Source organism: Agromyces sp. Y558, assembly GCF_059445415.1.
This window is the reverse complement of sequence record NZ_JCAIUH010000001.1, coordinates 2497032-2522251: the sequence shown is the minus strand read 5'-3', so window position 1 is coordinate 2522251 and position 25220 is coordinate 2497032. Positions and strand designations below refer to the sequence as shown.

Annotated in this window: 27 protein-coding genes; 6 read left to right on the top strand and 21 right to left on the bottom strand. The window is 67.7% G+C overall.

What is annotated here, in order from left to right; genetic code table 11:
• Nucleotides 1–345, top strand: a 345-nt coding sequence (locus AC1C2T_RS11765) for a hypothetical protein (RefSeq protein WP_495385370.1), incomplete at its 5' end; no start/stop codon positions are given.
• A 72-nt stretch (nt 346–417) separates the two neighbouring features.
• On the opposite strand, the gene tyrS is transcribed toward AC1C2T_RS11765, so the two are convergent.
• A complete protein-coding gene (gene tyrS / locus AC1C2T_RS11760; RefSeq protein ID WP_495385369.1) occupies nt 418–1719 on the bottom strand; it encodes a tyrosine--tRNA ligase in 1302 nt (433 codons plus the stop codon).
• A 234-nt stretch (nt 1720–1953) separates the two neighbouring features.
• Between tyrS and AC1C2T_RS11755 the strand changes: the two genes are divergently transcribed.
• Together AC1C2T_RS11755 and AC1C2T_RS11750 are read left to right on the top strand one after the other, a co-directional pair.
• Nucleotides 1954–2559 (top strand): DNA-binding protein, encoded by a 606-nt coding sequence (locus AC1C2T_RS11755; RefSeq protein ID WP_495362736.1) that lies wholly within the window; start codon nt 1954–1956, stop codon nt 2557–2559.
• On the top strand, nt 2556–3161 hold the full coding sequence (locus AC1C2T_RS11750; RefSeq protein ID WP_495362735.1) for a hypothetical protein: 606 nt from the start codon (nt 2556–2558) through the stop codon (nt 3159–3161). The genes AC1C2T_RS11755 and AC1C2T_RS11750 overlap by 4 nt, the downstream gene beginning before the upstream one ends.
• A gap of 93 nt (nt 3162–3254) precedes the next feature.
• On the opposite strand, the gene AC1C2T_RS11745 is transcribed toward AC1C2T_RS11750, so the two are convergent.
• The 9 genes from AC1C2T_RS11745 to AC1C2T_RS11705 all read right to left on the bottom strand — a co-directional run bounded on the left by AC1C2T_RS11745 (nt 3255) and on the right by AC1C2T_RS11705 (nt 12708).
• A complete protein-coding gene (locus tag AC1C2T_RS11745) occupies nt 3255–3872 on the bottom strand; it encodes a DNA-3-methyladenine glycosylase (protein ID WP_495362762.1) in 618 nt (205 codons plus the stop codon).
• Nucleotides 3869–5332 carry an argininosuccinate lyase gene (argH, locus tag AC1C2T_RS11740; RefSeq protein ID WP_495385422.1) on the bottom strand — a complete coding sequence of 488 codons (1464 nt, stop codon included), beginning with the start codon at nt 5330–5332 and terminating at the stop codon, nt 3869–3871. The genes AC1C2T_RS11745 and argH overlap by 4 nt, the downstream gene beginning before the upstream one ends.
• Nucleotides 5332–6261 (bottom strand): ornithine carbamoyltransferase, encoded by a 930-nt coding sequence (gene argF, locus AC1C2T_RS11735; RefSeq protein WP_495385368.1) that lies wholly within the window; start codon nt 6259–6261, stop codon nt 5332–5334. The genes argH and argF overlap by 1 nt, the downstream gene beginning before the upstream one ends.
• Nucleotides 6262–6300: 39 nt before the next feature.
• Entirely contained in the window at nt 6301–7500 is a 1200-nt protein-coding gene (locus tag AC1C2T_RS11730) for an acetylornithine transaminase (protein WP_495385367.1), read from the bottom strand.
• Entirely contained in the window at nt 7497–8399 is a 903-nt protein-coding gene (gene argB / locus AC1C2T_RS11725; protein WP_495385366.1) for an acetylglutamate kinase, read from the bottom strand. The genes AC1C2T_RS11730 and argB overlap by 4 nt, the downstream gene beginning before the upstream one ends.
• Nucleotides 8400–8401: 2 nt before the next feature.
• Nucleotides 8402–9553 carry a bifunctional glutamate N-acetyltransferase/amino-acid acetyltransferase ArgJ gene (argJ, locus tag AC1C2T_RS11720; protein WP_495362730.1) on the bottom strand — a complete coding sequence of 384 codons (1152 nt, stop codon included), beginning with the start codon at nt 9551–9553 and terminating at the stop codon, nt 8402–8404.
• Nucleotides 9550–10593, bottom strand: coding sequence for an N-acetyl-gamma-glutamyl-phosphate reductase (gene argC, locus AC1C2T_RS11715; protein ID WP_495385365.1), 1044 nt, complete (start codon nt 10591–10593; stop codon nt 9550–9552). The genes argJ and argC overlap by 4 nt, the downstream gene beginning before the upstream one ends.
• Nucleotides 10594–10771: 178 nt before the next feature.
• The gene (locus tag AC1C2T_RS11710) at nt 10772–11467 is read right to left on the bottom strand and encodes a response regulator (protein ID WP_495385364.1); all 696 of its coding nucleotides are present in this window, start codon (nt 11465–11467) and stop codon (nt 10772–10774) included.
• On the bottom strand, nt 11464–12708 hold the full coding sequence (locus AC1C2T_RS11705) for a sensor histidine kinase (protein ID WP_495385363.1): 1245 nt from the start codon (nt 12706–12708) through the stop codon (nt 11464–11466). Before AC1C2T_RS11705 ends, AC1C2T_RS11710 begins: the two co-directional genes overlap by 4 nt.
• A 150-nt stretch (nt 12709–12858) precedes the next feature.
• On the opposite strand from AC1C2T_RS11705, the gene AC1C2T_RS11700 reads away from it, so the two are divergent.
• Together AC1C2T_RS11700 and AC1C2T_RS11695 are read left to right on the top strand one after the other, a co-directional pair.
• Nucleotides 12859–13518 (top strand): hypothetical protein, encoded by a 660-nt coding sequence (locus AC1C2T_RS11700; protein WP_495362726.1) that lies wholly within the window; start codon nt 12859–12861, stop codon nt 13516–13518.
• A 93-nt stretch (nt 13519–13611) separates the two neighbouring features.
• Nucleotides 13612–14604 (top strand): NAD-dependent epimerase/dehydratase family protein, encoded by a 993-nt coding sequence (locus AC1C2T_RS11695; RefSeq protein ID WP_495385362.1) that lies wholly within the window; start codon nt 13612–13614, stop codon nt 14602–14604.
• A gap of 17 nt (nt 14605–14621) precedes the next feature.
• Here the strand turns inward: AC1C2T_RS11695 and AC1C2T_RS11690 are convergent, their stop codons facing one another.
• The 11 genes from AC1C2T_RS11690 to infC form a co-directional block, all read right to left on the bottom strand.
• Nucleotides 14622–15215, bottom strand: a complete 594-nt coding sequence (locus AC1C2T_RS11690; RefSeq protein WP_495385361.1) for a uridine kinase family protein — start codon at nt 15213–15215, stop codon at nt 14622–14624.
• A complete protein-coding gene (gene pheT / locus AC1C2T_RS11685) occupies nt 15212–17737 on the bottom strand; it encodes a phenylalanine--tRNA ligase subunit beta (protein ID WP_495385360.1) in 2526 nt (841 codons plus the stop codon). The genes AC1C2T_RS11690 and pheT overlap by 4 nt, the downstream gene beginning before the upstream one ends.
• A 1-nt stretch (nt 17738) precedes the next feature.
• On the bottom strand, nt 17739–18779 hold the full coding sequence (pheS, locus tag AC1C2T_RS11680) for a phenylalanine--tRNA ligase subunit alpha (protein ID WP_495385359.1): 1041 nt from the start codon (nt 18777–18779) through the stop codon (nt 17739–17741).
• Between the two features lie 61 nt (nt 18780–18840).
• On the bottom strand, nt 18841–19764 hold the full coding sequence (locus AC1C2T_RS11675; protein WP_495362721.1) for an amino acid ABC transporter permease: 924 nt from the start codon (nt 19762–19764) through the stop codon (nt 18841–18843).
• Complete coding sequence (locus tag AC1C2T_RS11670) at nt 19761–20408, bottom strand: amino acid ABC transporter permease (RefSeq protein ID WP_495385358.1); 648 nt, start codon at nt 20406–20408, stop codon at nt 19761–19763. The genes AC1C2T_RS11675 and AC1C2T_RS11670 overlap by 4 nt, the downstream gene beginning before the upstream one ends.
• 68 nt (nt 20409–20476) lie before the next feature.
• The gene (locus tag AC1C2T_RS11665; protein WP_495385357.1) at nt 20477–21343 is read right to left on the bottom strand and encodes a glutamate ABC transporter substrate-binding protein; all 867 of its coding nucleotides are present in this window, start codon (nt 21341–21343) and stop codon (nt 20477–20479) included.
• A gap of 55 nt (nt 21344–21398) precedes the next feature.
• Entirely contained in the window at nt 21399–22187 is a 789-nt protein-coding gene (locus AC1C2T_RS11660) for an amino acid ABC transporter ATP-binding protein (protein WP_495362718.1), read from the bottom strand.
• A gap of 67 nt (nt 22188–22254) precedes the next feature.
• A complete protein-coding gene (locus AC1C2T_RS11655) occupies nt 22255–23067 on the bottom strand; it encodes a TrmH family RNA methyltransferase (protein WP_495362717.1) in 813 nt (270 codons plus the stop codon).
• Nucleotides 23068–23266: 199 nt separating this feature from the next.
• Entirely contained in the window at nt 23267–23653 is a 387-nt protein-coding gene (rplT, locus tag AC1C2T_RS11650) for a 50S ribosomal protein L20 (protein WP_495385356.1), read from the bottom strand.
• A 49-nt stretch (nt 23654–23702) separates the two neighbouring features.
• Complete coding sequence (gene rpmI, locus AC1C2T_RS11645) at nt 23703–23897, bottom strand: 50S ribosomal protein L35 (RefSeq protein WP_495350512.1); 195 nt, start codon at nt 23895–23897, stop codon at nt 23703–23705.
• A gap of 54 nt (nt 23898–23951) precedes the next feature.
• Entirely contained in the window at nt 23952–24572 is a 621-nt protein-coding gene (gene infC, locus AC1C2T_RS11640; protein ID WP_495362761.1) for a translation initiation factor IF-3, read from the bottom strand.
• A gap of 276 nt (nt 24573–24848) precedes the next feature.
• Between infC and AC1C2T_RS11635 the strand changes: the two genes are divergently transcribed.
• The gene (locus tag AC1C2T_RS11635; protein WP_495362715.1) at nt 24849–25199 is read left to right on the top strand and encodes a DUF1844 domain-containing protein; all 351 of its coding nucleotides are present in this window, start codon (nt 24849–24851) and stop codon (nt 25197–25199) included.
• The last annotated feature ends 21 nt before the right edge of the window (nt 25200–25220 follow it).

Below are 25220 nucleotides of genomic sequence, written 5' to 3'. Positions count from 1 at the left end.
CCGGATGGGGTTCAAAAATTGGCATTGAACATAGTGCACGCTGTTGAGTTCTCAAGGAACGGACGCACCCGGTGCTCGAACCTGATCGGATCGAACTGCCGGAGCTTTTCGTTCTCATTCGGGCATCCTGAAAAGGACGGAACCGAACGCTTCAAACACACGAAGAAGAAGTCTTCATGGTTTGGGATCTTCGTGCCACTTGAGGAGGATGAGCTGGACGTTTCTCAGCACTTGGCTGATCGACTCTGCCGCTCTTCCGCTCCTGTGGGGCAACGAGTGATTACATTACGTGGATTCCGGGGGGCGTGCAACTTCTGGCCGCATCCCGGGCGTGTCGCGTGTTGAGCCGCGGAAACAGAAGGGCTCCGGGCCCTCACCGAAGTGAGCGACCGGAGCCCTGGACGTCGTCGTGAACGACTACTCGACGAAGATTCCCGCGAGCGTCTTCTTGCCACGGCGGAGGACCGCCATGCCGCCGGCAGCGACGCGACCATCGAGGGTTGCCGCCTCGTCGTCGATGCGCACATTGTCGAGCGACACTCCCCCCTGTGCGATCGCGCGCCGGCCCTCACTCTGGCTCGAGACCAGGCCGGTGTCGACGAGGAGCTGCACGATCGGGGCATCCGCTGCACTCGTGGTGTTCGGCAGCTCGCGCAAGGCGGCCTCGAGTGTCGCGGGATCGAGAGTGGCGAGGTCGCCTTGACCGAACAAGGCACGCGACGCAGCGATGACGGCCGCCGTGGCATCCGTACCGTGCACCAGTGTGGTCACCTCGGTGGCGAGCACCCGTTGCGCCTCTCGCCTGAACGGCTCGGTTTCAACGAGCTGCTCGAGCTCATCGATGCGCTCCCGGCTGAGGAACGTGAATATCTTCAGCCGTGAGATGACATCGGCATCGTCGGTATTGAGCCAGAACTGGTAGAACGCGTACGGGCTGCACATCGCGGCATCCAGCCAGATCGCGTTGCCTTCGCTCTTGCCGAACTTCGTGCCGTCGCTATTGGTGACCAGCGGCGTGCCGATCGCATGCGTGCTCGCGCCCTCGACCCGGTGAATGAGATCGGTGCCGCTCGTGAGGTTGCCCCACTGGTCGCTGCCGCCCGTCTGCAGCACACACCCGTACTGGCGGTAGAGCTCGAGGTAGTCGAACCCTTGCAGGATCTGGTAACTGAACTCGGTGTAGCTGATACCGGCATCGGAGTTGAGCCGCGAGGCGACGGCGTCTTTCTTCAACATCGTTCCGACTCGGTAGTGCTTGCCGATGTCACGGAGGAAGTCGATTGCGGAGAGACCGCCCGTCCAGTCGAGGTTGTTCACGAGCCGAACAGGGTTCTCGCCCTCGGCGGAGAGGAACCTCGAAACCTGGCCCTGCAGGTACCCGACCCACTCGGCGACGGTCTCCTTCGTGTTCAGCGTGCGCTCGGCAGAGGGCCTCGGGTCGCCGATCAGGCCCGTCGAACCGCCGACGAGGCCGAGCGGCTTGTGGCCGGCCAGCTGGAGGCGTCGCATCACGAGGAGTTGCACGAGGTTGCCCAGGTGCAGGCTCGGCGCAGTGGGATCGAACCCGCAGTAATACGTGATCGGCTCGCCCGCGAGGAGGTCTTTCAGCGCAGCCTGATCGGTCGAGACGTGCACGAGGCCACGCCAGACGAGCTCCTCCCAGACGTCTGCGAAGGAGGCGTCGTTCTGCTGGGTACTGAGGATCGCGGGGTCTGACACTCCGTCAGGGTATCAGCGGGGCGATTAGGTTCGACCTCTAACCCTCGATCGATTAAGGCTTTATAGTTACGTCAGCCTCAATGAAGGAACCAAGGTGAAGGCAGGTCGCCTCCCGTCTCACGTTGGGGTTCTGACCTTCCCATCCGGACACGCCGCGGCCGCAACCACCCGCCGACTATTAACGTTGTACGCTTATGCGCACCTCGATGAAGGATTCAAGGTGAAGGAGATGCCATGATCGTCGTCACCGCCGACCAAGTCGCCAGTCGTACGAACGCCGATCTGGCGGGTGTGGAACGCGACAGAATCCAGCGCGATCATGGCGATCGGCTCCGGCTCCCCGTCGCTCGCAACGCGGGAGACGAGATACAGCTGCTCACGAGTGACGCTCGGACCGTGGTCGACGTCGTCTTCGAACTCACCCGGAACGCCGCCTGGAGCGTGGGCGTGGGATGCGGTGCTGTGCGCGAGCCGCTGCCCGCCGATATCCGGGAAGCGAGCGGCGAGGCCTTCTTCGCCGCGAGAGACGCAGTCGAGCGGGCCAAGAAGAGCTCGCCCCGGCTCGCGATCGAGGCGGCCCATGATGATGCCGCGCACGTCGAGGCGATCTTCAAGCTCGCACTCATCCTGCGCGAACGGCGTTCCGATCAGGGCTGGGAGGTCTACGACCGCATCGTCGCCGGCGCTCTCCAATCCGACATCGCCGAAGAGCTCGGGGTGAGTGCGCCGGCGATCAGCTCACGCGTGAAGTCGGCGAATATTCGAGCCGAGCTCGATGCCGTGCCGGCGCTCGCTAGGCTGCTTGAGAATCTGGATGCCGCGACGGGAGCCCGCACATGAATCACCTCGTCGTCATCGCCGACGCCATCACCTGGTCCGCCCTGCTGATCGCCATGGTCGCGGCCGCCGCGCTGTCGGTGCTGGCATACCTTCGACCGCGCCGTGCCTACATCTGGTTCGCCGCGGGCACGCTCGCGGTCGCGCTGCTCGCCGCAGCCTCTGCGACCGGCCCAGCGCAATTCGGGCTCTCGCCGCTGATCACCGTGCTCGGACTCACCATCGCGGTCTTCGGCGGCAGCCCGGCCGCTGCCACGGCGCTCGACCTCGCCATGGGCGGCACCGTCGCACCCGGCCTGCACGGCGGCATCATCGTCGCCGACAAGCGATCAGCCGACGAAGAGCACCGCGGCGTGCAGTCCAGCAGCCGACGCGAGGTGCTGCGCGGAGGACTCACCATCGGTGTGCTCGAGCGCGTCGCCTCGGCGGGAGCGATCATCGCCGGTTTCCCCGAGGCGCTCGCCATCGTCGTCGCGGTCAAAGGCGTCGGCCGTTTCACCGAGCTCGAGGCACCCGAGGCGCGCGAGCGATTCATCATCGGTACCTTCGCGAGCCTCATCTGGGCATGCGCGGCGGCCTTCGTCGTGCACCTCGCCGTGCGCTGACGAGCATGACGAGATGCGGATGCCGCAACTCGGTCGTTCGGCCAGCGAGAACGTACCTGCTTCCGGCGACGAGTGACCGCTCCCCGTCGAACGTCACTCCGCGGCGAGCTTGTGACGCCGATACGGCGAGACACCCTCGTCACCAGGCAGCCAGAATCGCCACGGATACTCCGATCCGCCGCCCGCGCCGCCGACTCCCGTGCGCGGGCCGCTCGCGTGATGGAGCGGAACGCTCGGCACTCGCAGTGTGAACGGCGCCGCGAGCAGGTCGCTGCCGCCGGCGTCGAGCGGAACTCCCAGTGCCTTCGAGAGCCGGCCAGGACCCCTTGCGAGGTCGCGATCACTCACGCCTGGGCGACGGCGTCTGGCGATCTCGAGACCTTCGACCACCGTCGCGCCGCGCATGAGCACACCCGATGAGCTGCCCACGGGTCGGGCCACGACGTTCAGACAGACGTGCATGCCGTAGCTGAAATACGCGTAGAGGTGTGCGGGCGCACCGAACATCACCTCATTGCGCGGGGTTCGGCTCCGGAACGCGTGCGAGCCCGGGTCTTCACCGACACCTCGGTACGCCTCGAGTTCGGAGAGCCGGATCGCGACCCGACCGTCGGGCGCGTCGTACGCCAAGACCGCGCCGAGGAGGAGCGGCGCGAGTGCCACGGGATCCTGTTCGAAGAACTCCCGTGCCTGTGTGACGAGCTCGCTCAGCTCCGCGCCTCCGGAAGACCCGCTACGAGATGGCGCACGCGGTCGGCGAGCCGCGCGAACTGCTCGGCGACGCGCACAGGGGCGGTGCCGCCGATGCCGTCACGACTCGCGACCGAGCCCTCGACTGTGAGCACCTCCCGCACATCGGGAGTCAGGTGCGGCGAGATCGACGCAAGGGCGTCGTCGTCGACCGCGTCGAGCTCGAGGGCGTGCTCCTCTGCGTAGCGTACGAGCGCACCGGTGATCTCGTGCGCATCGCGGAACGGCACCCGCCGCTTCACGAGCCACTCCGCGACATCCGTTGCCAGTGAGAAGCCAACCGGCGCCTGCTCTGCCATGCGCTCGACATGGAAGGTGAGCGTCGCGACCATGCCGGTGAATGCCGGCAGCAGCACCTCGAGCGTCTCGACCGAGTCGAAGACCGGCTCCTTGTCCTCCTGCAGGTCGCGGTTGTAGGCGAGCGGCAGCGCCTTCAGCGTCGCGAGGAGGCCGGTGAGGTTGCCGATGAGGCGGCCCGACTTGCCGCGCGCGAGCTCGGCGATGTCGGGGTTCTTCTTCTGCGGCATGATCGACGAGCCCGTCGAGTAGCCGTCGTCGAGGGTGACGAAGCCGAACTCGCGCGTGTTCCAGAGGATGATCTCTTCGGCGAAGCGCGAGAGGTCGATGCCGATCATCGCCGTGATGAAGGCGAACTCGGCGACGACGTCGCGGCTCGCGGTGCCGTCGATCGAGTTCTCAGCAGGGGCGGCGAGTCCCAGGTCACGGGCGACGGATGCCGCGTCGAGACCGAGTGTCGAACCGGCGAGCGCTCCCCCGCCGTACGGCGAGACATCCACTCGCTTCGTCCAGTCGACGAGTCGATCGAGATCGCGCGAGAGCGCCCAGGCGTGCGCGAGCAGGTGGTGCGCGAGCAACACCGGTTGCGCATGCTGCAGGTGCGTGCGCCCCGGCATGATCGCGGTGCGGTGCGTGTCGGCCTGGGCCGCCAGCGCGTCGATCAGGTGCACGAGGTCGCGCCCGATCGTTGCGGCGTGGTCTTTCAGGTAGAGGCGCACGAGCGTCGCGATCTGGTCGTTGCGGCTGCGACCGGCGCGGAGCTTGCCGCCGAGTTCGGGGCCGACGATGTCGATCAGTGCGGTCTCGAGCGCGCCGTGCACGTCTTCATCGGCGTCACCGGCGACGATCTCACCCGAGACGACCCGGGCCTCGAGCCTGTCGAGCCCAGCGAGCATCGCGTCGAGCTCATCGGGCGAGAGGTATCCCGCGGCGGCGAGAGCCCGGGCGTGCGCTCGGGAGCCGGCGATGTCGTAGCCGGCAAGCTGCCAATCGAAATGCGTCGACTTCGAGAGGCGCGCGAGCTCGGGCGACGGCCCGGTGGCGAACCGTGCGCCCCAGAGGGAGCCCTCATTCGTGCCGTGAGCGTCGTCGTTCGCGCCCGGTGCGTCGTTCGTGTCGGTCATCATGCACCCTTCCTCGCGAGCAGCCAGACGAGCAACGCCTTCTGCGCGTGCAGCCGGTTCTCCGCTTCGTCCCAGATGATCGATTGCGGGCCGTCGATGACGTCGGCGGTCACTTCGTACCCTCGGTCGGCGGGCAGGCAGTGCAGGAAGACGGCGTCGGATGCCGCGGTCGACATGAGTTCGTCGTCGACCTGGTACCCGCCGAACGTCGCGACGCGATGCGCCTTCTCTTCCTCTTTGCCCATCGACACCCAGGTGTCGGTGACGACGACGTCGGCGCCGGTCACGGACTCCCGCGCGTCGGTGAGCACCGCGACCGATCCACCGGTGGTCGCGGCGATGCGTTCGGCGTCTGCGACGACGGATGCCTCGGGGGCGAACTCTGCGGGCGCGGCGACGCGCACGTGCATGCCGGCCGTCGCACCCGCGAGCAGGTAGGACTGCGCCATGTTGCTGCGACCATCACCGAGGAACGTGACGGTGAGTCCGGCGAGCCGGCCCTTGTGCTCACGGATCGTGAGCAGATCGGCGAGCAGCTGACACGGGTGGAAGTCGTCCGACAGGGCATTGACGACCGGAACGGTCGTGCCGGCCGCCATCTCTTCGAGGCCTGCCTGCGCATAGGTGCGCCAGACGATGGCCGACACCATGCGCTCGAGCACTCGCGCGGTGTCCGACGGAGTCTCCTTGCCGCCGAGCTGGCTGTTGGCGGTGGAGATGATGAGCGGCGAACCGCCGAGATCGGCGATGCCGACCGCGAACGAGACGCGGGTGCGCGTCGACGACTTGTCGAAGATCACCGCGACCGTCTGGGGCCCGGCGAGCGGTGTCTGCGACCAGCGGTCGGCTTTCAACTGCTCGGCGAGGTCGAGGATCTCGGTCTGCTCGGCGTGAGTGAGGTCGTCGTCGCGGAGGAAGTGGCGGGTCATGGTGAGGTGTCGTCCGTTTCGTGAGTGGAGTCGGTGAGGTCAGTGCGCATGAGCTTCGCCGAGTGCGCTGGTGAGGGCGCGCGTGAATCGCACCTCGAACTCGGCGATCTCGGCGTCGCCGATGATGAGCGGCGGCGTGATGCGGATGGTGTGGTCATTGGCGGCGTTCACGATGAGACCTTCGCGCATCGCCTCGGCGACCACGTGGCCGGCGAGCGGTTCGGTGAGGGCGACGCCGATCAGGAGGCCGCGCCCACGCGTGCCGGCGACGAGCGGCGAACCGATCGCCTCGATGCGCTTGCGCAGCTGCGGGCCGCGCACGGCGGCGTTCTCGACGAGACCCGCGCGCTCGATCTCGCCGAGCACGGCGTTGGAGACCGCGGTTGCGAGCGGGTTGCCGCCGAACGTCGACCCGTGCTGGCCCTTCTGGTACAGCGCGGATGCGCTGCCGAAGGTCACGAGCCCGCCGATCGGCATGCCGCCGCCGATGCCCTTCGCGACGGTGATCGCGTCGGGCGTGATGCCGGAGTGCTGGAAGCCGAACCATTCGCCCGTGCGCCCGGCCCCCGTCTGGATCTCGTCGACGATGAGCAGCGCTCCGTGCCGATGAGTCAGCTCGCGAGCGGCCTGCAAGAAGCCCTCGGGCAGCTCGACGACCCCGGCTTCGCCCTGGATGGGCTCGACGAAGACGGCGGCGACCGCGTCGTCGACGGATGCCTCGAGCGCCTCGAGCGTCGCCGGGATGTGTTCCACTCCTCCGACCATCGGCTCGAACGGCGCCCGCATGTGCGGCTTACCGGTGAGTGCGAGCGAGCCCATCGTGCGGCCGTGGAAGGCGTCGACGAGGGCCAGGATGCGCGTGCGCGCCCCGCCCGAGTTGTTGAGCCTCGCGAGCTTGAACGCCGCCTCGTTGGCCTCCGCGCCCGAGTTGCCGAACCAGGCGCGCCCCTGGGGCTCTGCGCCGGCCAGCCGCACGAGCCGTTCGGCGAGCTCGAGGGCCGGTTCGGTCGTGAAGTAGTTCGACACGTGTGCGAGCTTCGACGCCTGCGCGGTCACGGCCTCGATGAACACGGGATGCGCATGCCCGAGCGAGTTCACGGCGATGCCGGCGAGGAAGTCGAGGTACGTCGTGCCCGCGGCATCCGTCACCCAAGCGCCCGTGCCGTGCTCGAGCTTCGCGAGGGGCATGCCGATCGAGCCCATCATGCGCTGGTCGAAGCGCTGCTGCCAGTCGCTCATGCCGCGACCACCTCTGTGCCGATGCCCGACTGCGTGAAGACCTCGAGCAGGATCGAGTGCGGTACCCGGCCGTCGATGATGGCCGCCTTCGGCACACCGCCCTCGACGGCTTCAAGGCACGCGGACATCTTCGGGATCATTCCCGACTCGAGGTTCGGCAGCAGGTCGATGAGCGCAGGCGAGTCGATGACCGAGACGAGCGAATCGCGATTCGGCCAGTCGCGGTAGAGGCCGGCAACGTCGGTGAGGATGACGAGCTTCGCGGCGCCGAGGGCGACAGCGAGCGCTGCGGCGGCCGAGTCGGCGTTCACGTTGAGCGACTGGCCGGTGACGTCGCCGTCGGGCGCGATCGAGGAGACCACCGGAATACGCTCGGCGGCGAGTTCGGCGAGCACCGCGGCGGGATCGACCGCGATGACGTCGCCGACGAGACCGAGATCGACCTCTTCGCCGTCGACGAGCGCCCCGCGGCGACGGCCCGTGAAGAGCCCCGCGTCTTCACCCGAGAGGCCCGAGGCGAGCGGTCCGTGCTCGTTGATGAGCGAGACGAGCTCGCGGTTCACCTGGCCGGAGAGCACCATGCGAACGACGTCCATCGTCTCGGGCGTCGTGACCCGGTAGCCGCCGCGGAACTCGCTCGGGATGCCGAGGCGCTCGAGCATCGCCGAGATCTGCGGCCCGCCGCCGTGCACGACGACGGGCTTGATGCCCGCGTAGCGCAGGTAGACCATGTCTTCGGCGAACGCGCGCTGCAGTTCGGGGCTCACCATGGCGTTGCCGCCGAACTTCACCACGATCGTCTCGCTATGGAACCGCTTCAGCCAGGGCAGTGAGTCGATGAGCACCTGCGCTTTCGCCGCAGCGTCGTTCGTATCGTCTGGTTCTGTGTCGTCGCTCATGCTCAACTCGCGTAGGCGCTGTTCTCATGCACATAGTCGTGCGTGAGATCGTTCGTGAAGATGGTGGCGGATGCCTCGCCGGCGTGCAGCTCGATGAGCACGTGCGTGGCCCGCGGCGTGAGGTCGACCTGGTCGCGCGGCGCGTCGGGGCGACCCGCATGGCAGACCCGGACCCCGTTCATCGAGACGTCGACGAGGTACGGATCGAACGGTGCGCTCGTGGTGCCGATCGCCGCCAGCACCCGGCCCCAGTTCGGGTCGTTACCGAAGATCGCCGCCTTGAAGAGGTTGTTGCGGGCCACCGAACGCCCGACCTCGACGGCGTCGTCTTCGGTCTCGGCGCCGACCACCTCGATCGCGATGTCATGGCTCGCGCCCTCGGCGTCGGCCAGAAGCTGCAGAGCCAGGTCGCTGCACGCCTCGGTGAGCGCCACGGTGAAGTCGGCGAGGTCGGGCGCGACGCCGGATGCCCCGGAGGCGAGCAACGACACCTGGTCGTTCGTCGACATGCATCCGTCGGAGTCGAGCCGGTCGAAGGTCACGCGAGTCGCGGCGCGGAGCGCGGAATCGAGGTCTGACGCCGGCAGCGAGGCATCCGTCGTGACGACCACCAGCATCGTCGCGAGACCGGGCGCGAGCATGCCGGCGCCCTTCGCGATGCCGCCGATCGACCAACCGTCACCCTCGACGACGACCTGCTTCGGCTTCGTGTCGGTCGTCATGATGGCTCGAGCCGCGTCGTCGCCGCCGTCGGCGGAGAGCCGGGCGATCGCCGACAGCACACCCTCTTCGAGGATCTCGCCGTCGAGCTGGTCGCCGATGAGCCCGGTGGAGCAGACGAGCACGTCACCGGCGGCGACCCCGAGCCCGGAGGCCGCAGCTTCGGCCGTGCGGTGCGTGACCTGGAACCCCTCGGGCCCGGTGAAGCAGTTCGCGCCGCCCGAGTTCAGCACGATCGCCGAGACGATGCCGTCGGCCGCGACCTGCTTCGACCAGATGATCGGGTTGGCCTGCGCGCGGTTCGCGGTGAACACGACCGCCGCCTCTTGCGCCGGGCCTCGGTTCACGACGAGCGCGAGGTCGAGCGCTCCGGTGCGCTTGATGCCGGCGGCGACGCCTGCAGCTTCGAACCCCTGGGGGTGTGTGACGGTCACGGGGCGACTCCGTTGACGGGAAGACCGCTCGACTCGGTGAGACCGAGTGCGATGTTCGCGGACTGGATGGCGGCACCCGCGGTGCCCTTCACGAGGTTGTCGACGGCGGCGATCACGACGATGCGGCCCGCGTTCTCGTCGATCTGGAGACCGAGCAGGGCGGTGTTCGCGCCCAGCACGTCGCCGGTGCGCGGAAACTGGCCCGCCGGGAGCAACTGCACGAACCGTTCGCCCGCGTAGGCGTCTTCCCACGCGGCACGCACCGTCGCAGCATCCGTGCCGGGCACGATCTTCGCCGTGGAGGTCGCGAGGATGCCCCGCGCCATCGGCACGATCACCGGAGTGAACGAGATCCTGGGATGCGCCCCACCCGCCCAGCGCAGCGCCTGCTGGATCTCGGGGATGTGACGATGCACGCCGCCGACCGAGTACGGGTTCGCCGAGCCCAGGATCTCGGCACCGAGCAGGTGCGCCTTCAAGCTCTTGCCGGCGCCCGAGGGCCCGACCGCCAGTACCGAGACGAGGTCGGCCGCCTCGACGACGCCGGCGCGGATGCCGGGTGCGAGCGACAACGCCACCGTCGCGGCGTTGCAGCCTGGCGCGGCGATGCGCTTCGTCCTCGCGAGCCGGTCACGCTGGGTACCCGACAGCCGCGGCAGCTCGGGCACCCCGTAGGTCCAGGCACCGTGGAAGTCACCGCCGTAGAACTGCGCCCAGTCCGACTTGCTCTCGAGCCGGTGATCGGCACCGCAATCGATGACGAGCGTCTCAGCCGGCAACTCGGCGGCGATCGCACCGGATGCCCCGTGCGGAAGAGCGAGGAAGACGATGTCATGACCGGCGAGCGTCTCGGCGGTCGTCTCTTTCAAGGTGAGATGCGTGTAGCTGCGCAGGTGCGGCTGCACCGCGATGAGCGGTTGGCCTGCGTTGGAGTGCGCGGTCACGGTGCGCACATCGAAGTCGGGATGATCGGCGAGGAGGCGAAGGATCTCGCCTCCGGCATAGCCGGACGCGCCGGAAACGGCGACGGAGAACGTCATGATTCCACCTTAAAGGGCGAAGCGGTCGAGGGATGGCTCCGGCGACACCTGCTGACGGCTGCGCTGCCGCGTGCGGGGTCGCCTAGAGTCGGCGCTCGCCACGACGTCGGCTGCGCACCACGACGACACGCGAAACGCGTGCGGAGGCGGCGAACCGAGCGGTGGACATGGTGCGACCCTACCGGGCGGCGCGTGGGCCGCGCAAACCGAGGGCGCGGCCCTGCTCGTGCGCGTGGCGGGCGAGCAGGGCCGCTTGCACTCGCGAGTCGAGCCCGAGCTTGCCGAGCACTCGCGACACGTGCGTCTTCGCTGTCGCCTCGGTGATCACAAGGCGATCGGCGATCTCGACGTTCGAAAGACCCAGGGCGAGCGCGTCGAACACCTCCCGCTCTCGGGCCGTGAGCTTGTCGAGCCGAGCGGATGCCTCGGGGAACGGACTCTCGAGCGAATCGGCCTCGACCCTCCGCAAGCGGTCGAGCACCATGCCCGTGACCTCGGGAGCAAGGACCGAGTCGCCGGCGGCGATGCGCCGGACGGCCGCGATGAGCTCGTCGGCGGTGGCGGTCTTCACGAGGAATCCGGCCGCCCCCGCGGCGAGCGCGGCGGTCACGATGTCGTCGAGTCCGAACGTCGTGAGCACGAGAACGCGGGCATCGTGGCGCGCGACGATCTGCCTCGTTGCAGCAACACCGTCGAGCACGGGCATCTGCACGTCCATGAGCACGACGTCGAAACTCGACTGTTCGAGTCGATGCATCGCCTCACGCCCGTTGCCCGCCTCCCCGTCGACCACAATGTCATCGGCCGCCGCGAGAAGGGCACCCAGCCCCGCGCGCACCGCTGCGTGGTCGTCGACGACGAGCACCCGGATCATCGGGCAGCTCCGGTCTGCGCGTTCTCGTCGGCCGGCTCGCCTCGACCGAGCGGAAGTTCGGCGCGGAGCCTCCACCGTCCGTCCGCGAGCCCAGCCTCAGCGTGCCCGCCGAGAAGCCGGGCGCGCTCGACGATGCCGATCAGGCCGTGGCCCCCCGCGATCGGTGGCAGCGCGTCGGAGTCCGAGCCGGCGGGGTTCGAGAGCTGGATGCGCAGCAGATCGGACTCGACGACGATGACCTGTACTTCGACGGCCCGGCCGGGAGCGTGCTTGGCGGCGTTCACGAGTCCCTCGGCGACGATGCGATACCCCGCGACCGAAACGGCTGTCCGCAACTGGGCGATGGCCACGGCGTCCGACTCCACCTCGATCGTCGCGCCCGACGACCGTGCACGCGCGACGAGGTCGCCGAGCTCGGCGAGCGTCGCTGGAGCTGCGAAGGAGTCTCCGTCGCTCCGGAGCACATCGATCATCGACCGCAACTCGGCGAGCGCCTCGAGGCTCGATGCCCGGATCGCCTCGAGGCCGCTCGCCGTCGCCGAACGCTCGCGCCGCGCGGTCGCGAGTGCCGCCTCGCTCTGCATGGCGATGGCGACGACGTGGCCGGCGAGGAGGTCGTGCAACTCGAGCCCGATTCCCATGCGCTCGGCGGCGAGCGCGCCGCGGCGCTCTGATTCCGCGGCGCGTTCGACGGCCGCAGCCCGCTCGCGTTCGGACGCGGCCTCGAGCCGGGGAACGCGCACCGCGCGCCCCCACCACAGGACGAGCCCGAGGGCCATCGGCACCCAGAGCACTCTCGCGAACTCCTCGGGGGGTCCGCCCGGCAGCGCGAGCGCGAGCGCGAGCAGTGCGAGCACAGCCGCCCCGTTCGCCGCGTACATCATCACGTCGACCCCGCGTGACGAGGAGGTGAGGGCGACGACGTAGAACAGGTCGACCACGATGATCAGGGCGCCGATCGGGCTGGCGCCGGTGATGGCCCCGAACGCGAACAGCACCGCCGTGGAGATGAGCGCGACCGCAAGTGGAGCCCGGTACCGAACGACGTGCAGCGCGGCGATCACGAGGACGACGACGACATCGAGCACCGCATCGAGATCGGACGAGAGCTCGATGGGCGCCTCGACCCAGGAGACGCGCAAGCCCGCCGCCAGCAGCACGAGGGCGAGCGCGAGGTAGACGACCGTCATGGCGAGCGTCGAGTGGCGCGCGAGAAGCGGGCGGAGGCGTTGGGAAGCCATCCCTCCATGCAAGCAGCTTGAGAAGGCCCCCGCGACCCCACTCCGGCTGAGCCAGACGGGCCGACCGTCATTCGAAGTGTGTACACGTCGACCTCGATGACACCGATTTCGGTCGACGCGCGCCTTCGGATCACGGGCAAGGCTCGAAGCATGGATCATCTTCTCGACGACGGCCGACTCAGCCCTCTCATCTTCGCGATCCTCGGAGTGGAGGTCGTCTTCTGGCTCCTCCTCTTCGGCGGACTCGCGACTCGCTACCTTCTGCGCCGTGAGCTGGCGAGCCGCGTCATCCTCCTCTGCGTCCCGCTCGCCGATCTCCTGCTCATCGCACTCACCGCGGTCGACCTCGCCGGCGGGGGCGAACCCGGCGTCGCCCACGCGCTCGCGGCGATCTACCTCGGATTCACCGTCGGGTTCGGTCACTCGATCATCGCGGCGACCGACCGATGGTTCGCCTTCCGATTCGCCGGTGGCCCGCCCCCCGAAACCCCGGTGAAGAGCGGACCCGCGTATATCCGGCGCATGTGGCGGGAATGGCTGCGAGTGCTCGTCGCGTGGGCGATCGCGCTCCCGTGCCTGCTCCTCATGGCCGCTCTCGCGGGAGCCGGGGTTCCGACGAGTTTCGAGGACATCTGGTCTGACCAGCTCTGGGCGATGGCCGCACGACTCACCGTCATCGCGGGGCTCTGGCTCGCGTTCGGTCCCGTCTACGCAATGCTGTTCCGATGGAAGCGGCACGAACCGCACACCGTCGCGGACGAGGCCGAGAACGAATCGCACGAAGCGGTGACGGGCACTCGCCGGCCATGATCAGCATCCGCCCGCCCGATGTCAGCACGAGATCTCGCGGCCTAGGCTCGACACGACGGTGCCGCGACCACCGCGGCCGTCGAGGAGGAGACCATGGCTCTGCGCGTGCTGTTCATCGGCGGCAATGGCGTCATCAGCTCGGCGGCGAGTGCTCGCGTCATCGATCGAGGCGACGAGCTCACGCTTCTCAACCGAGGCACGAGCCGCCAGCGTGCGCCGATCCCCGGGGCACGTCAGCTCATCGGAGACGCCGGGGACGCAGCATCCATCGCGACCGCGATCGGTGACGAGGAGTTCGACGTCGTCGCGAACTTCCGCTCCTTCTTCCCGGCGCAGCTCGCACGCGATATCGAGCTCTTCGATGGGCGGTGCGCGCAGTACGTCTACATCTCGTCGGCCTCGGCGTACCAGAAGCCCGTCGCCCGCCTGCCGATCACCGAGTCCACCCCGCTGCGCAATCCGTTCTGGCAGTACTCCCGCGACAAGATCGCGAGCGAAGACCTGCTCGTCGCTGCCTACCGCGAGCGCGGGTTCCCGGCGACGATCGTCCGGCCCTCGCACACGTACGATCGCACGAGCATTCCGCTCCTCGGCGGCTGGACTGCGATCGATCGGATGCGCCGAGCCGCCCCGGTCGTCGTGCACGGCGACGGCACGAGCCTCTGGACCCTCACCCACACGGAGGACTTCGCCGTCGCGTTCACCGGGCTGCTGGGCAATGATCGCGCGGTCGGTGAGGCGTTCCAGATCACCTCTGACGAGGTGCTCACCTGGAACCAGATCTTCGCGCTGCTCGCACGAGCTGCCGGCGCAGGCGCCGAGTTCAACCCGGTGCACGTCGCGAGCGACGTGTTGGCACGAGAACTGCCCGAGCACGGCCCAGGTCTTCTGGGCGACAAGTCGCACTCGGTCATCTTCGACAACGCGAAGGTGAAGGCGCTCGTGCCCGAGTACCGCGCGACCGTGCCATTCTGGCGCGGAGCTCAGGAGATCGTCGACTGGTATGACGCGGATGCCTCGCGGCGCGTGGTCGACCAGCAGCTGGATGCCGCATTCGACCGCATCGCAGCGCGCTACGGCGCCTGATCGATGATCGCCGCAGCTTACTGCTCCGGTTCGTAGCGGATGTCAGCGAGCTCGCGCGGCGCGAATGCAGCGTCGAAGTCACGCTCGTTCGGCACCCAGACCTCGCGCCAGAGCGCGTCGTGATCGCTGCCGGCAGCCTGATCTCGGGCCATGCCGCGTCGAGTCGCCTCGTCGAGCCCGACATCCACCCAGACCCGCAGATCGAGACAATCGTCGAGGTCGGGATGGAACAGGCCGATGGCGTCGACGACGAGCACCTCGGCCGGCGCGAGTTCCTCCGCCGTGCCGAGCTTCCGTGCCGACCAGTCGTAGCGCCGGAACACTGCTTGCCGACCGGACGCGTACGGCTCGAGCACCTCGGCGCGCATCCTGGCACGTTCGACGCCGTCCCAGTCGCGCGACCGCTGATGCGAGCGAACCGGGTCGAGGAAGTCGTCACCGCGCAGTCGGACCGGACCGTGGACGCGCTCGACGAGTGCCCGGGCAAGCGTCGACTTGCCCGAGCCGCCGAAACCGGAGACGCCGACGATGAACGGCCGCCCTCCGTGATCGGCCACCGCAGACCTGATGATCGTCACGACGTCGTTCAACGAATGCGCCTGGGTGGTCATTCCCGGATGGCTGCCCCGAAGCGCTCACGCGCGAGCGCTGCACCCGCGAGCTTCGCTTCGCTCGCCTCGGCGGCGGTCAGCGTGCGGTCGTCCGCGCGGAACCTGAGCGCGAAAGTCAGGCTCTTCGAGCCTGTCGGCACGCCCTGGCCGCGATAGTCGTCGATGAGCGAAAGCTGCTCGAGCAGCTCTCCCGCACCTTCGCGAACTGCCGCGGCGACCTCGGCGGCGGGCACCTCGATCGGAGCGATGAGCGAGAGATCCTGCGTCGCCGCCGGAAGCGTGCCGATCGTGTGCGCTTCCACGGTCGGCTCCGTCAGTGCGATGACGGCGTCGAGGTCGAGCTCGACGACGGCCACGACACGGGGAAGATCCGCTTCATCGGCGAGAACCGGCAGCAGCTCGCCTGCGAAGCCCACGGTCGTGCCGTTCACGCGGAGCTCGGCGGTGCGACCCGGGTGCAGCGCCCGATGCCGACCCTGCACGAACTCGATGCGAGCGCCCGTCGCAAGCTCGACCGCGCGAACGAGGTCGAGCGCGTCGGCGATGCCGGCTGGCACCGCTGGCTGGCCAGGCTGCTTCGACACGACATCGCCGATGATGAGCGCACCCAGGTGGCGGGGCTGCGGCGGGATGCCGGCGTCGAGAGCCGCGAGCACGTCGTCACTCGGTCTGGCGTTGCCGACCGGAAGTTCGGCAGAGCCGTAGACACGACCCGGCTCGGGCAGGAACACCGTGCCGATCTCGAACAGGTCGAGGTCGGTGAGTCCGCGCGAGAGGTTGCGACGGGCGGCGCCGATGAGGCCCGGCAGCACCGAACGGCGAAGGAACGGCGCGGTCTGGTCGAGCGCATTCGCGATGCGAACGGATGCCACGGGCGAGCCGTCGGCGCTGCCGAACACGGCATTGTCTTCGGCCGACACGAACGGGAACGAGAGTACCTCGGTCGAGCCTGCCGCGGCGAGCGTGTCTGCGGTGCGACGGCGGAGCCGCTGCGAACGGGTGAGGCCACGACCGGGCGGGGCGACGGGCAGCACAGACGGGATGCGGTCGTACCCGATGAGTCGGGCGACCTCTTCCGCGAGTTCTTCGCGGCCCGTGAGGTCGGGGCGCCACGCGGGAGGCACGACCGAGAAGCCGCCGTCGACGGAGGTGATGCCGCCGCCGATCTCGGCGAGCGCGTCGTGCACCTCTTCGTTGGAATACTCGACACCGATGATCGCTGAGACGAAGCCATGCGGCAGGAAGATCGGCGTTCGCGGCGGGGTGGTCTGGATCAGGGACCCGCCGTCATCGGCGGTGCCGCCGGCGAGGTCGGCCATGAGCTGGGCGACCCTCGACACTGCGGCAGCCGCGATCTCGGGGTCCACGCCACGCTCGTAGCGTTTGGCCGCTTCACTCGGCAACTTGTGACGGCGTGCGGTGCGGGCGATCGACACCGGGTCCCAGTTCGCCGCCTCGACGAGCACATTGCGCGTCGAGTCACCCATCTCGGTCTCGGCACCGCCCATGACGCCGCCGAGCCCGATCGGGCCGCGGTCGTCGGTGACGACGAGGTCTTCGATGTGGAGTGTGCGCTCCTTGCCGTCGAGCGTCGTGAACCTCTCCCCCGCCGTCGCACGTCGCACGACGATGCCGCCGCGGAGCTGGTCGAGGTCGTAGCCGTGGATCGGCTGGCCGAGTTCGAGCATGACGTAGTTGGTGATGTCGACGAGCACCGAGATCGAGCGGATGCCGGCGAGCTTCAGCCGTGCGATCATCCATGCCGGCGTCGGGCGGCTCGGGTCGACACCGCGCACGATGCGCGTGGCGAAGACCGAGGAGCCGAGCCTGCCGCGGATCGGTGCAGCGTCGTCGATCACGACGGAGAACGCGTCGGCCGAGACATCCGTCGCCGTCACCTGCTCGACGGGGTCGCGGAACCGCGCGCCCGTCGCGTGGGCGTACTCGCGCGCGACGCCGCGGATCGAGAACGCGTAGCCGCGGTCGGGAGTGACGTTGATCTCGATGGCGGCGTCGTCGAGGCCGAGCAACGCAATCGCGTCGGTACCGACTGGCGCATCGATGCCGAGCGTCGACAAGCGCAGGATGCCGTCGTGGTCTTCGCCGAGCCCGAGCTCGCGCGCCGAGGCGATCATGCCGTCGGAGACATGTCCGTAGGTCTTGCGCGCCGCGATCGGGAACGGACCGGGCAGTACGGCACCCGGAAGCGTCACCACGACCTTGTCGCCGACGAAGAAGTTGCGGGCACCGCAGACGATGCCGTGTACGGCGTCGCCGCCGTCGGCCGCGGGCTCGCCCTCAGGGGCGACACGAACCTGGCACCAGCGGATGGTCTTGCCGTTCGTCTGCGGTTCTTCGATGAACTCGAGCACTTCGCCGACGACGATCGGGCCCTCGAGGTCGAACGTGTGCACGTCCTCCTCTTCGAGGCCGACCTTCACGAGGGCGGCATGCACGTCTTCGGGCGTCGTGCCCGGCACGAGTTCGACGTACTCGGCGAGCCAACTGAGCGGCACCCTCATTTCAGACCACCATTCCGAACTGCTGGGAGAAACGGATGTCTCCCTCGACCATTTCACGCATGTCCTGCACATCGTTGCGAAGCATGAGCCCGCGCTCGATGCCCATGCCGAACGCGAACCCGGTGTACACCTCGGGGTCGATGCCGGCGGCCTTCAGCACGTTGGGGTGCATCATGCCGCAGCCGCCCCACTCGATCCAGCGCGGCCCGTCTTTGAAGGTCGGGTGCCAGAAGTCGAGCTCGGCGGAGGGCTCGGTGAACGGGAAGTAGCTCGGGCGCAGGCGGATCTTCGCCTCGTCGCCGAAGATCGACTTCACGAAGTGATCGAGGGTGCCCTTGAGGTGCGCCATCGTGAGGCCCTTGTCGACGGCGACGCCCTCGAACTGCATGAAGACCGGCAGGTGGGTCGCGTCGAATTCGTCGGTGCGGTAGACGCGACCCGGGGCGAGCACGTAGAGCGGCAGATCGCGTTCGAGCATCGATCGGATCTGCACCGGGCTCGTGTGCGTGCGCAGCACGAGGTGCGCCTCGGGCGGGTCGACAAAGAAGGTGTCCTGCATGGCGCGCGCCGGGTGGTCGGCGTCGAAGTTCAGCGCGTCGAAGTTGAACCATTCGCTCTCGACCTCGGGGCCTTCGGCGATCTCCCAGCCCATGCCGGTGAACACGTCGCAGACGCGATCTTGCAGCAGGGTCAGCGGATGCCGCGCGCCCGGCCGGTATCGTGACGCGAGCGCCGTGACATCCACCGTCTCGGCCTCGAGTTGCGCGACAGCTTCGGCCTCGAGGATCTCGGCCTCACGTGCAGCGAACGCCTGACTCACCCGGCCGCGGGCGCCGCCGACGAGCTTGCCCAGCGCGGCCTTCTGATCGTTCGGCACGTTGCGCAGCTGCGCGTTGAGCAGTGCGAGGGCGGACTTCTCCCCGGTGTGCTCGGTGCGGACCTGCTTCAGCGCGGCGGAGTCGCCGGCCGATGCGATCGCCGCGAGGGCTGCATCGACCGCCGTCTGGACGGCGTTCTCGGTGATTTCACGGGGCTCGGACACGAGAAACGAGTCTAGTCGTCCTCGGTCGCTAGCTCAGTTGCTCGGATGGACGCGAACCGGTTCAGAAATTGCCGGGCGTGTACGACTGCTTCGCCGCGGCCGTCGCCTGCGCGACGAGCATCGCCTGGTTCGGGTCATCGGGGTTCAGCCGCTTGCCGCTCGACTTCGACGCCGTACGCCGCGACAGCCAGCGTGCGAACCACGAGAGTGAGAGGTTCATGATCAGGTAGAGCACGAGCGTCACGACGAAGAGCGAGAACAGGTAACGGTTGCCGTAGAAGCTGCCGAGGTTGTTCATGTTCACACGCAGCAGCTCGCTGTAGCCGACGATGAATCCGAGCGAGGTGTCTTTCAGGAGCACGACGAGCTGGGCGACGATGATCGGGAGCATCTGTCGGAACGCCTGCGGGAATTCCACGAGCATCTTCGACTGCAGCGGCCGCATGCCGAGGCTGAGCCCGGCCTCGCGCTGTCCGCGCGGAAGTGCGACGAGGCCCGCGCGCAGAGCTTCACCGATGATCGCGCCGTTGTAGAGGCTGAGCGCCGCCACCACTGCCCAGAACGAACCGGTGTTCAGCACGAGCAGGATGAACAGCATCATGAGCAGCACCGGCATGCCGCGCAGGAACTCGAGCACGACCGTGGTCGGAACGCGGATCCAAGCGTGCTCCGAGCTGCGCAGCAGCGAGAACAAGACGCCGATCGTGACCGCGAAGACCGCCGCGGTGAGTGCGGCGCGCAAGGTACCGGCCACACCCTCGAAGATGATGAACTGCCAGACCTCCGGGTCGGCGAAGATGTTCCAGCGACTCGCGTCGAAGAAGCCTGGAAGCGTGATGCCCCCGCTGTCGCGCGGCTGGGCGAGCGTCCATACGATCCAGCCGATTCCGGCGAGGATCAGAATGCCGGCGATGATCGAGGAGATCAACGACAGACGGCGCGCCTTGGGCCCCGGAGCGTCGAAGAGAACCGATGAGTTGCTCATCGCTGCACCACCCACTTGCGTTCGAGTCGGCCGGCCAGGATGCCCAACGGGATCGTCACCACGAGGTAGAGCGTCGCGGCGGCCAGAAGGATCGCGATCACCGCATTTCCGTTCGCGTTCGCGATCTCACGGGTCGCGGCGAAGAGTTCGAAGACGAAGAAGCCGCCCGCGACCGAAGTGTTCTTCGTGAGCGCGATGAAGACGTTGATGAGCGGCGGAATCGTCATGCGGAACGCCTGCGGCATGATCACGAGGCTGACCGTCTGACCGAACCCGAGCCCCACGCTGCGTGCGGCCTCGGCTTGGCCGAGCGGCACGCCGTTGATGCCCGAGCGGAGGGCTTCGGCCACGAACGGCGAGGTGTAGACCGCGAGGCCGATCATCGCGGCAGTGACGTAGTCGAGCCGCGAGCCGAGGTAGGGCAGGATGATCGCGCAGAAGAAGAGCACGAGCGTGAGCGGCGTGTTGCGCACGAGCTCGGTGTAGACGGTTGCGAAGCCGCGCAGCGACCCGACGGGCGAGATGCGCATCGCCGCGATGATCGTGCCGAGGATGAGCGCCGAGATACCGCTCACCACGAGGAGCAACAGGGTCATCCTGAAGCCCTCGAAGTAGGTCGGCAGGTTCTCGATGACGGCGTCCACGAGTCTCCGTTCCGGTCAGTAGGGATGGGACGCGTCCCGGGCGATGCTCGCCCGGGACGCGTGTCGAATCAGTAGCGGTCGACAGCCGGCGGCTCGACGAACGGCAGCACGGTTCCGGCGGTGGAGTTCCACGCCTCTTCGTAACGGCCGTCTTCGTAGGCCTCTTCGAGCACGTCGTTGATCCAGTCGCGGAACTCGGTGTCCTCGAGCGCGAGGCCGATGCCGTAGGGCTCGTCGGTGAACGGCGTGCCGACGACCTTGAACTCGCCCTCGTTCTGGGCGGCGAGGCCCGCGAGGATCACGTTGTCGGTCGACACTGCGACGACCTGGCCGCTGCGGAGCGGCTCGAGGCAGTTGCTGTAGGTGTCGGTCTCGATGACCTCGGCGCCGAGCTCCTTCAGGTTCGCTGCCGGCGTCGAGCCGGTGACGGAGCAGACGGGCTGGCCGACGAGGTCTTCTTCGCTCTCGATGTCGTCGTTGTCGGCGAGCACGAGGATCGACTGACCTGCCGTGTAGTACGGGCCCGCGAAGGAGACGACCTCTTTGCGCTTGTCGTTGATCGTGTACGTCGCCACGACGATGTCGACCTGACCGTTCTCGATGAACGGCTCACGGTTAGCGGAGACCGTTTCGACCCACTCGATGTTCTCTTCATCGATGCCGAGTTCGCTCGCGATGATCTTGCCGATCTCGACGTCGAAGCCCTCGGGATCGCCCGACGGCCCCTTGAGCCCGAAGAGCGGCTGGTCGAATTTGGTGCCGATCGTGATCGTGCCCGCCTCGGAGAGTTCCGCCATCGTCGTGCCGGCCTCGAACGTGGGCGCAGGCTCTGCCGACGTCTCCTCAGCCGTGTCGCCTCCGCTGCCGGCGCAGCCGGCGAGCGCGAGCGCCGACACCGCGGCTGCCGCGACGAGTGCCATTCTCATGCGTTTCATGTCTCTGCCTCTTCTCCTGTGTTTGGTTCCTCGCCGCTCGTGGCAGCGCGGGTCTCTAGTGCTCGAGGATCTTCGAGAGGAAGTCCTTCGCACGGTCGGACTTCGGGTGGTCGAAGAACTCGGCCGGCGTCGCCTCTTCGACGATCTTGCCGTCGGCCATGAAGAGCACACGGTCGGCAGCCTTGCGGGCGAAGCCCATCTCGTGCGTGACGACGATCATGGTCATGCCGTCTTTGGCGAGACCGACCATGACGTCGAGCACCTCATTGATCATCTCGGGATCGAGCGCGCTCGTCGGCTCGTCGAGGAGGATCAGCTTGGGGTTCATCGCAAGCGACCGAGCGATCGCGACGCGCTGCTGCTGACCGCCCGAGAGCTGAGCCGGCATCTTCTTCGCCTGGTTCGCCACGCCGACGCGCTCGAGCAGCTGCATCGCCTTCGCTTCGGCGTCTTTGCGCGACATCCGCTTCACCTTGATCGGCGCGAGCGTGACGTTCTCGAGCACCGTCTTGTGGGCGAACAGGTTGAACGACTGGAACACCATGCCGACATCGGCACGGAGCTTCGCGAGCTCGGCGCCCTCTTCGGGCAGCTTCTGGCCGTCGATCGAGATCGTGCCGGAGTCGATCGTCTCGAGCCGGTTGATCGCCCGGCACAGCGTGGACTTGCCCGACCCGCTGGGCCCGATGACCACGACCACCTCACCGCGATTCACAACGGTGTTGATGTCGTTCAGCACGTGGAGATCACCGAAGTGCTTCTCGACGTGGTCGATGACGACGAGGGGTTCACCGCGACGCACCGAGATGTTGGAGGTCGGCGGGGCGGGCTGGGTTGGCTCCATACTCCCAAAACTAGGGCAAAACTCTGGCGCGCGGTGCCGGGGCGCCGAGCCGCGGCGCGGTGGTTATCTAACCGTGATGCGCACTGCGCTGCGCGAAGGCACTCTCGTACAGGCACACGGATGCAGCGGTGGCGAGGTTCATCGACTCGGCGTGCCCGTAGATGGGTACCGTCACGACACGGTCGGCGAGTTCGAGCTGCTCGTCGAGGAGGCCGCGCGCCTCGTTGCCGAACAGCCACGCGGTCGGCTTGGCGAGCACGCCGTCGTTGCGGGCGGAGAGCAGGTCGTCGCCCTTCACATCGGCGGCGAGCACCGTCAGACCTGCTGCACGAGCACGCACGAGCACGTCTTCGAGTTCAGCCCCGACGGCGACCGGCAAGTGGAAGATCGAACCAGTCGAGGATCGCACGACCTTCGGGTTGTACAGGTCGACCGTGCGACCGGTGAAGATCACGGCGTCGGCGCCTGCTGCATCGGCAGCACGCACGATGGTGCCGGCGTTGCCCGGATCGCGCACCTCTTCGAGAATCGCGACGAGCTTCGGGCCGGCACCGAAGACGTCTTTCACCGCCGTCGGGAACTGGCGGCACACGGCGACGAAGCCCTGCGGCGTCACCGTGTCGGCCATCGAATCGAGCACCTCTTCAGTGACGAACTCGACCTCGACGCCGGCTGCGAGGGCAGCCTCGCCGATCTCGGCATGCCGGTCGAGTGCACTCGGCGTTGCGAAGAGTTCGACGACGAGTTGCGGCCGGAAGGTCAGCGCCTCGGCGACCGCCTGCGGGCCTTCGAGCAGGAACAGGCCGCTCTCGGCACGGGCGGCCTTCTTGGCGAGCTTTGCGACGGAGCGCACGCGCGGCGATCGGGGGTTCTCGAGCATGACCCCAGTCTATTCGCCTCTCCTGACGACGCTTTGCGGCCCAGAGGACGTTCGCGCGGCGTCCTCCGGGCCGCAAGACGTCGTCGGAACGCACCTGTGCGACGCACGCGTGCCGGTGCGACACAGGATGCAGAACGGCCCGGCGCGCACCGCTCATTCGAGCAGGGCGTGCCGGGCCGTTCCGTGGAGAAGTTCGCGCTTACGCCGCGGTCTTCGGCGCCGACGTGTCGGCGGGGAGGGCCCTCTTGGCCGACTCGACGAGCGCCGCGAACGTCGCGGGCTCGTTGACCGCGAGGTCGGCGAGGATGCGACGGTCGACCTCGATGCCTGCAAGGCCGAGGCCCTGGATCAGGCGGTTGTAGGTGAGGCCGTTCGCACGCGACGCGGCGTTGATGCGCTGGATCCAGAGGCGACGGAAGTCGCCCTTCTTCTGACGACGGTCGCGGTACGCGTAGACGAGGGAGTGGGTGACCTGCTCCTTCGCCTTGCGGTACAGACGTGAACGCTGGCCGCGGTAACCCTCGGCGCGCTCAAGGATGACCCGGCGCTTCTTGTGGGCGTTGACCGCCCTCTTCACTCTTGCCATGACTCTGTTTCTTCCTTAACGGGCCTGATTGCCTATGTACGCTGTCGGCTCAGCGGCCGAGAAGCTTCTTGATGACCTTGGCGTCGGGGGCCGACACGACCTTGTCCTGATTCAGGCGGGCCTTGCGCTTCGAGGACTTGACCTCGAGATTGTGGCGCATCCCGGCCTGCTGCTTCTTGATCTTGCCGCTGCCGGTGATCTTGAAGCGCTTCTTGGACCCGGAGTGGGTCTTCTGCTTCGGCATCTCGTCTTTCTCCTTGGTTCTGCCGCCACGCGAGTGGCGGACGGGGTGTCTGGCCTAGCCCTCGGCGGACTCGGCCGTCTGCGACGGGGCGTCGTCGGGGGCATCCGCCGCCGGTCGCGCCTTCGCCGCAGCACGCTGTGCATTCGCCTCGGCCTTGGCCTCGGACTTGTTCTTGAGAGGCCCGATGACCATGACCATGTTGCGGCCGTCGATCGTGGGGTTGTGCTCGACCGTGCCGTACTCGGCGACGTCTTCGGCGAAGCGCTGCAGGAGGCGGACACCCATCTCGGGGCGCGACTGCTCACGACCGCGGAAGAGGATCATCGCCTTGACCTTGTCGCCGGCCTTCAGGAAGCCGACGGCGCGCTTCATCTTCGTCTCGTAGTCGTGTTTGTCGATCTTGAGACGGAAGCGAACCTCTTTGAGGATCGTGTTCGCCTGGTTGCGCCGGGCCTCTTTCGCCTTCTGCGCAGCCTCGTACTTGAACTTGCCGTAGTCCATGATCTTCGCGACCGGCGGCTTCGAGTTCGGAGCGACCTCGACGAGATCGAGATCGGCCTCCTGCGCGAGCCGCAGGGCCACCTCGATCTTCACGACGCCGACCTGCTCTCCGGCAGGCCCTACGAGTCGGACCTCGGGGACGCGGATACGGTCGTTTGTACGGGGATCGCTGATGCGTGTTCTCCTCTACTCAAGCTGATTCGCTCGGTCGGGAGGCGTTTGCCGCCCGACGACGAAAGGAGAAATCCACGTAATCGCGCACGGAATCCCACCGTGCAATTCATACGGCACCCTGTCTACTCCCCGTACTGTGCTGGTTGGCGCAGTGCGTGGGAGCGGAGTGCAATCGACCCGGTAACCTTGATGAAGCGGTATGCGCGGGTGGGAGAATCTCCACTTTCGTACCGGGGTGAAGCCCCGGAGCCCGAAGCAGTCTAACAGAGGATGTCCGTGAACAGTAGTTCAGACGAGACCACCGTCGAGGGCGCCACCCGCGACATCGCCGAGGTCGCCGCAGTCGAGATCATCACAACCGCCGCCGTGCACCTTATGAGCGCCGCCGCAGTGAAGGTCGGACTCGCCGAAGACCCCGACGAGCAGATCGACCTCGACGAGGCGCGCAAGCTCATCAACGCGCTCGCGGGTCTCATCACCGCCGGTGCACCCGAGATCAGCGACATGCACGCGCGAAGCCTTCGCGACGGGCTGCGGTCGCTGCAGCTCGCGTTCCGCGAGGCGTCGGTCATTCCCGACCCGATCGGGCAGGGCCCGGGCGAGAAGTGGACCGGGCCGGTCAGCTGAGCGGGCTGCGCCGCATCGACT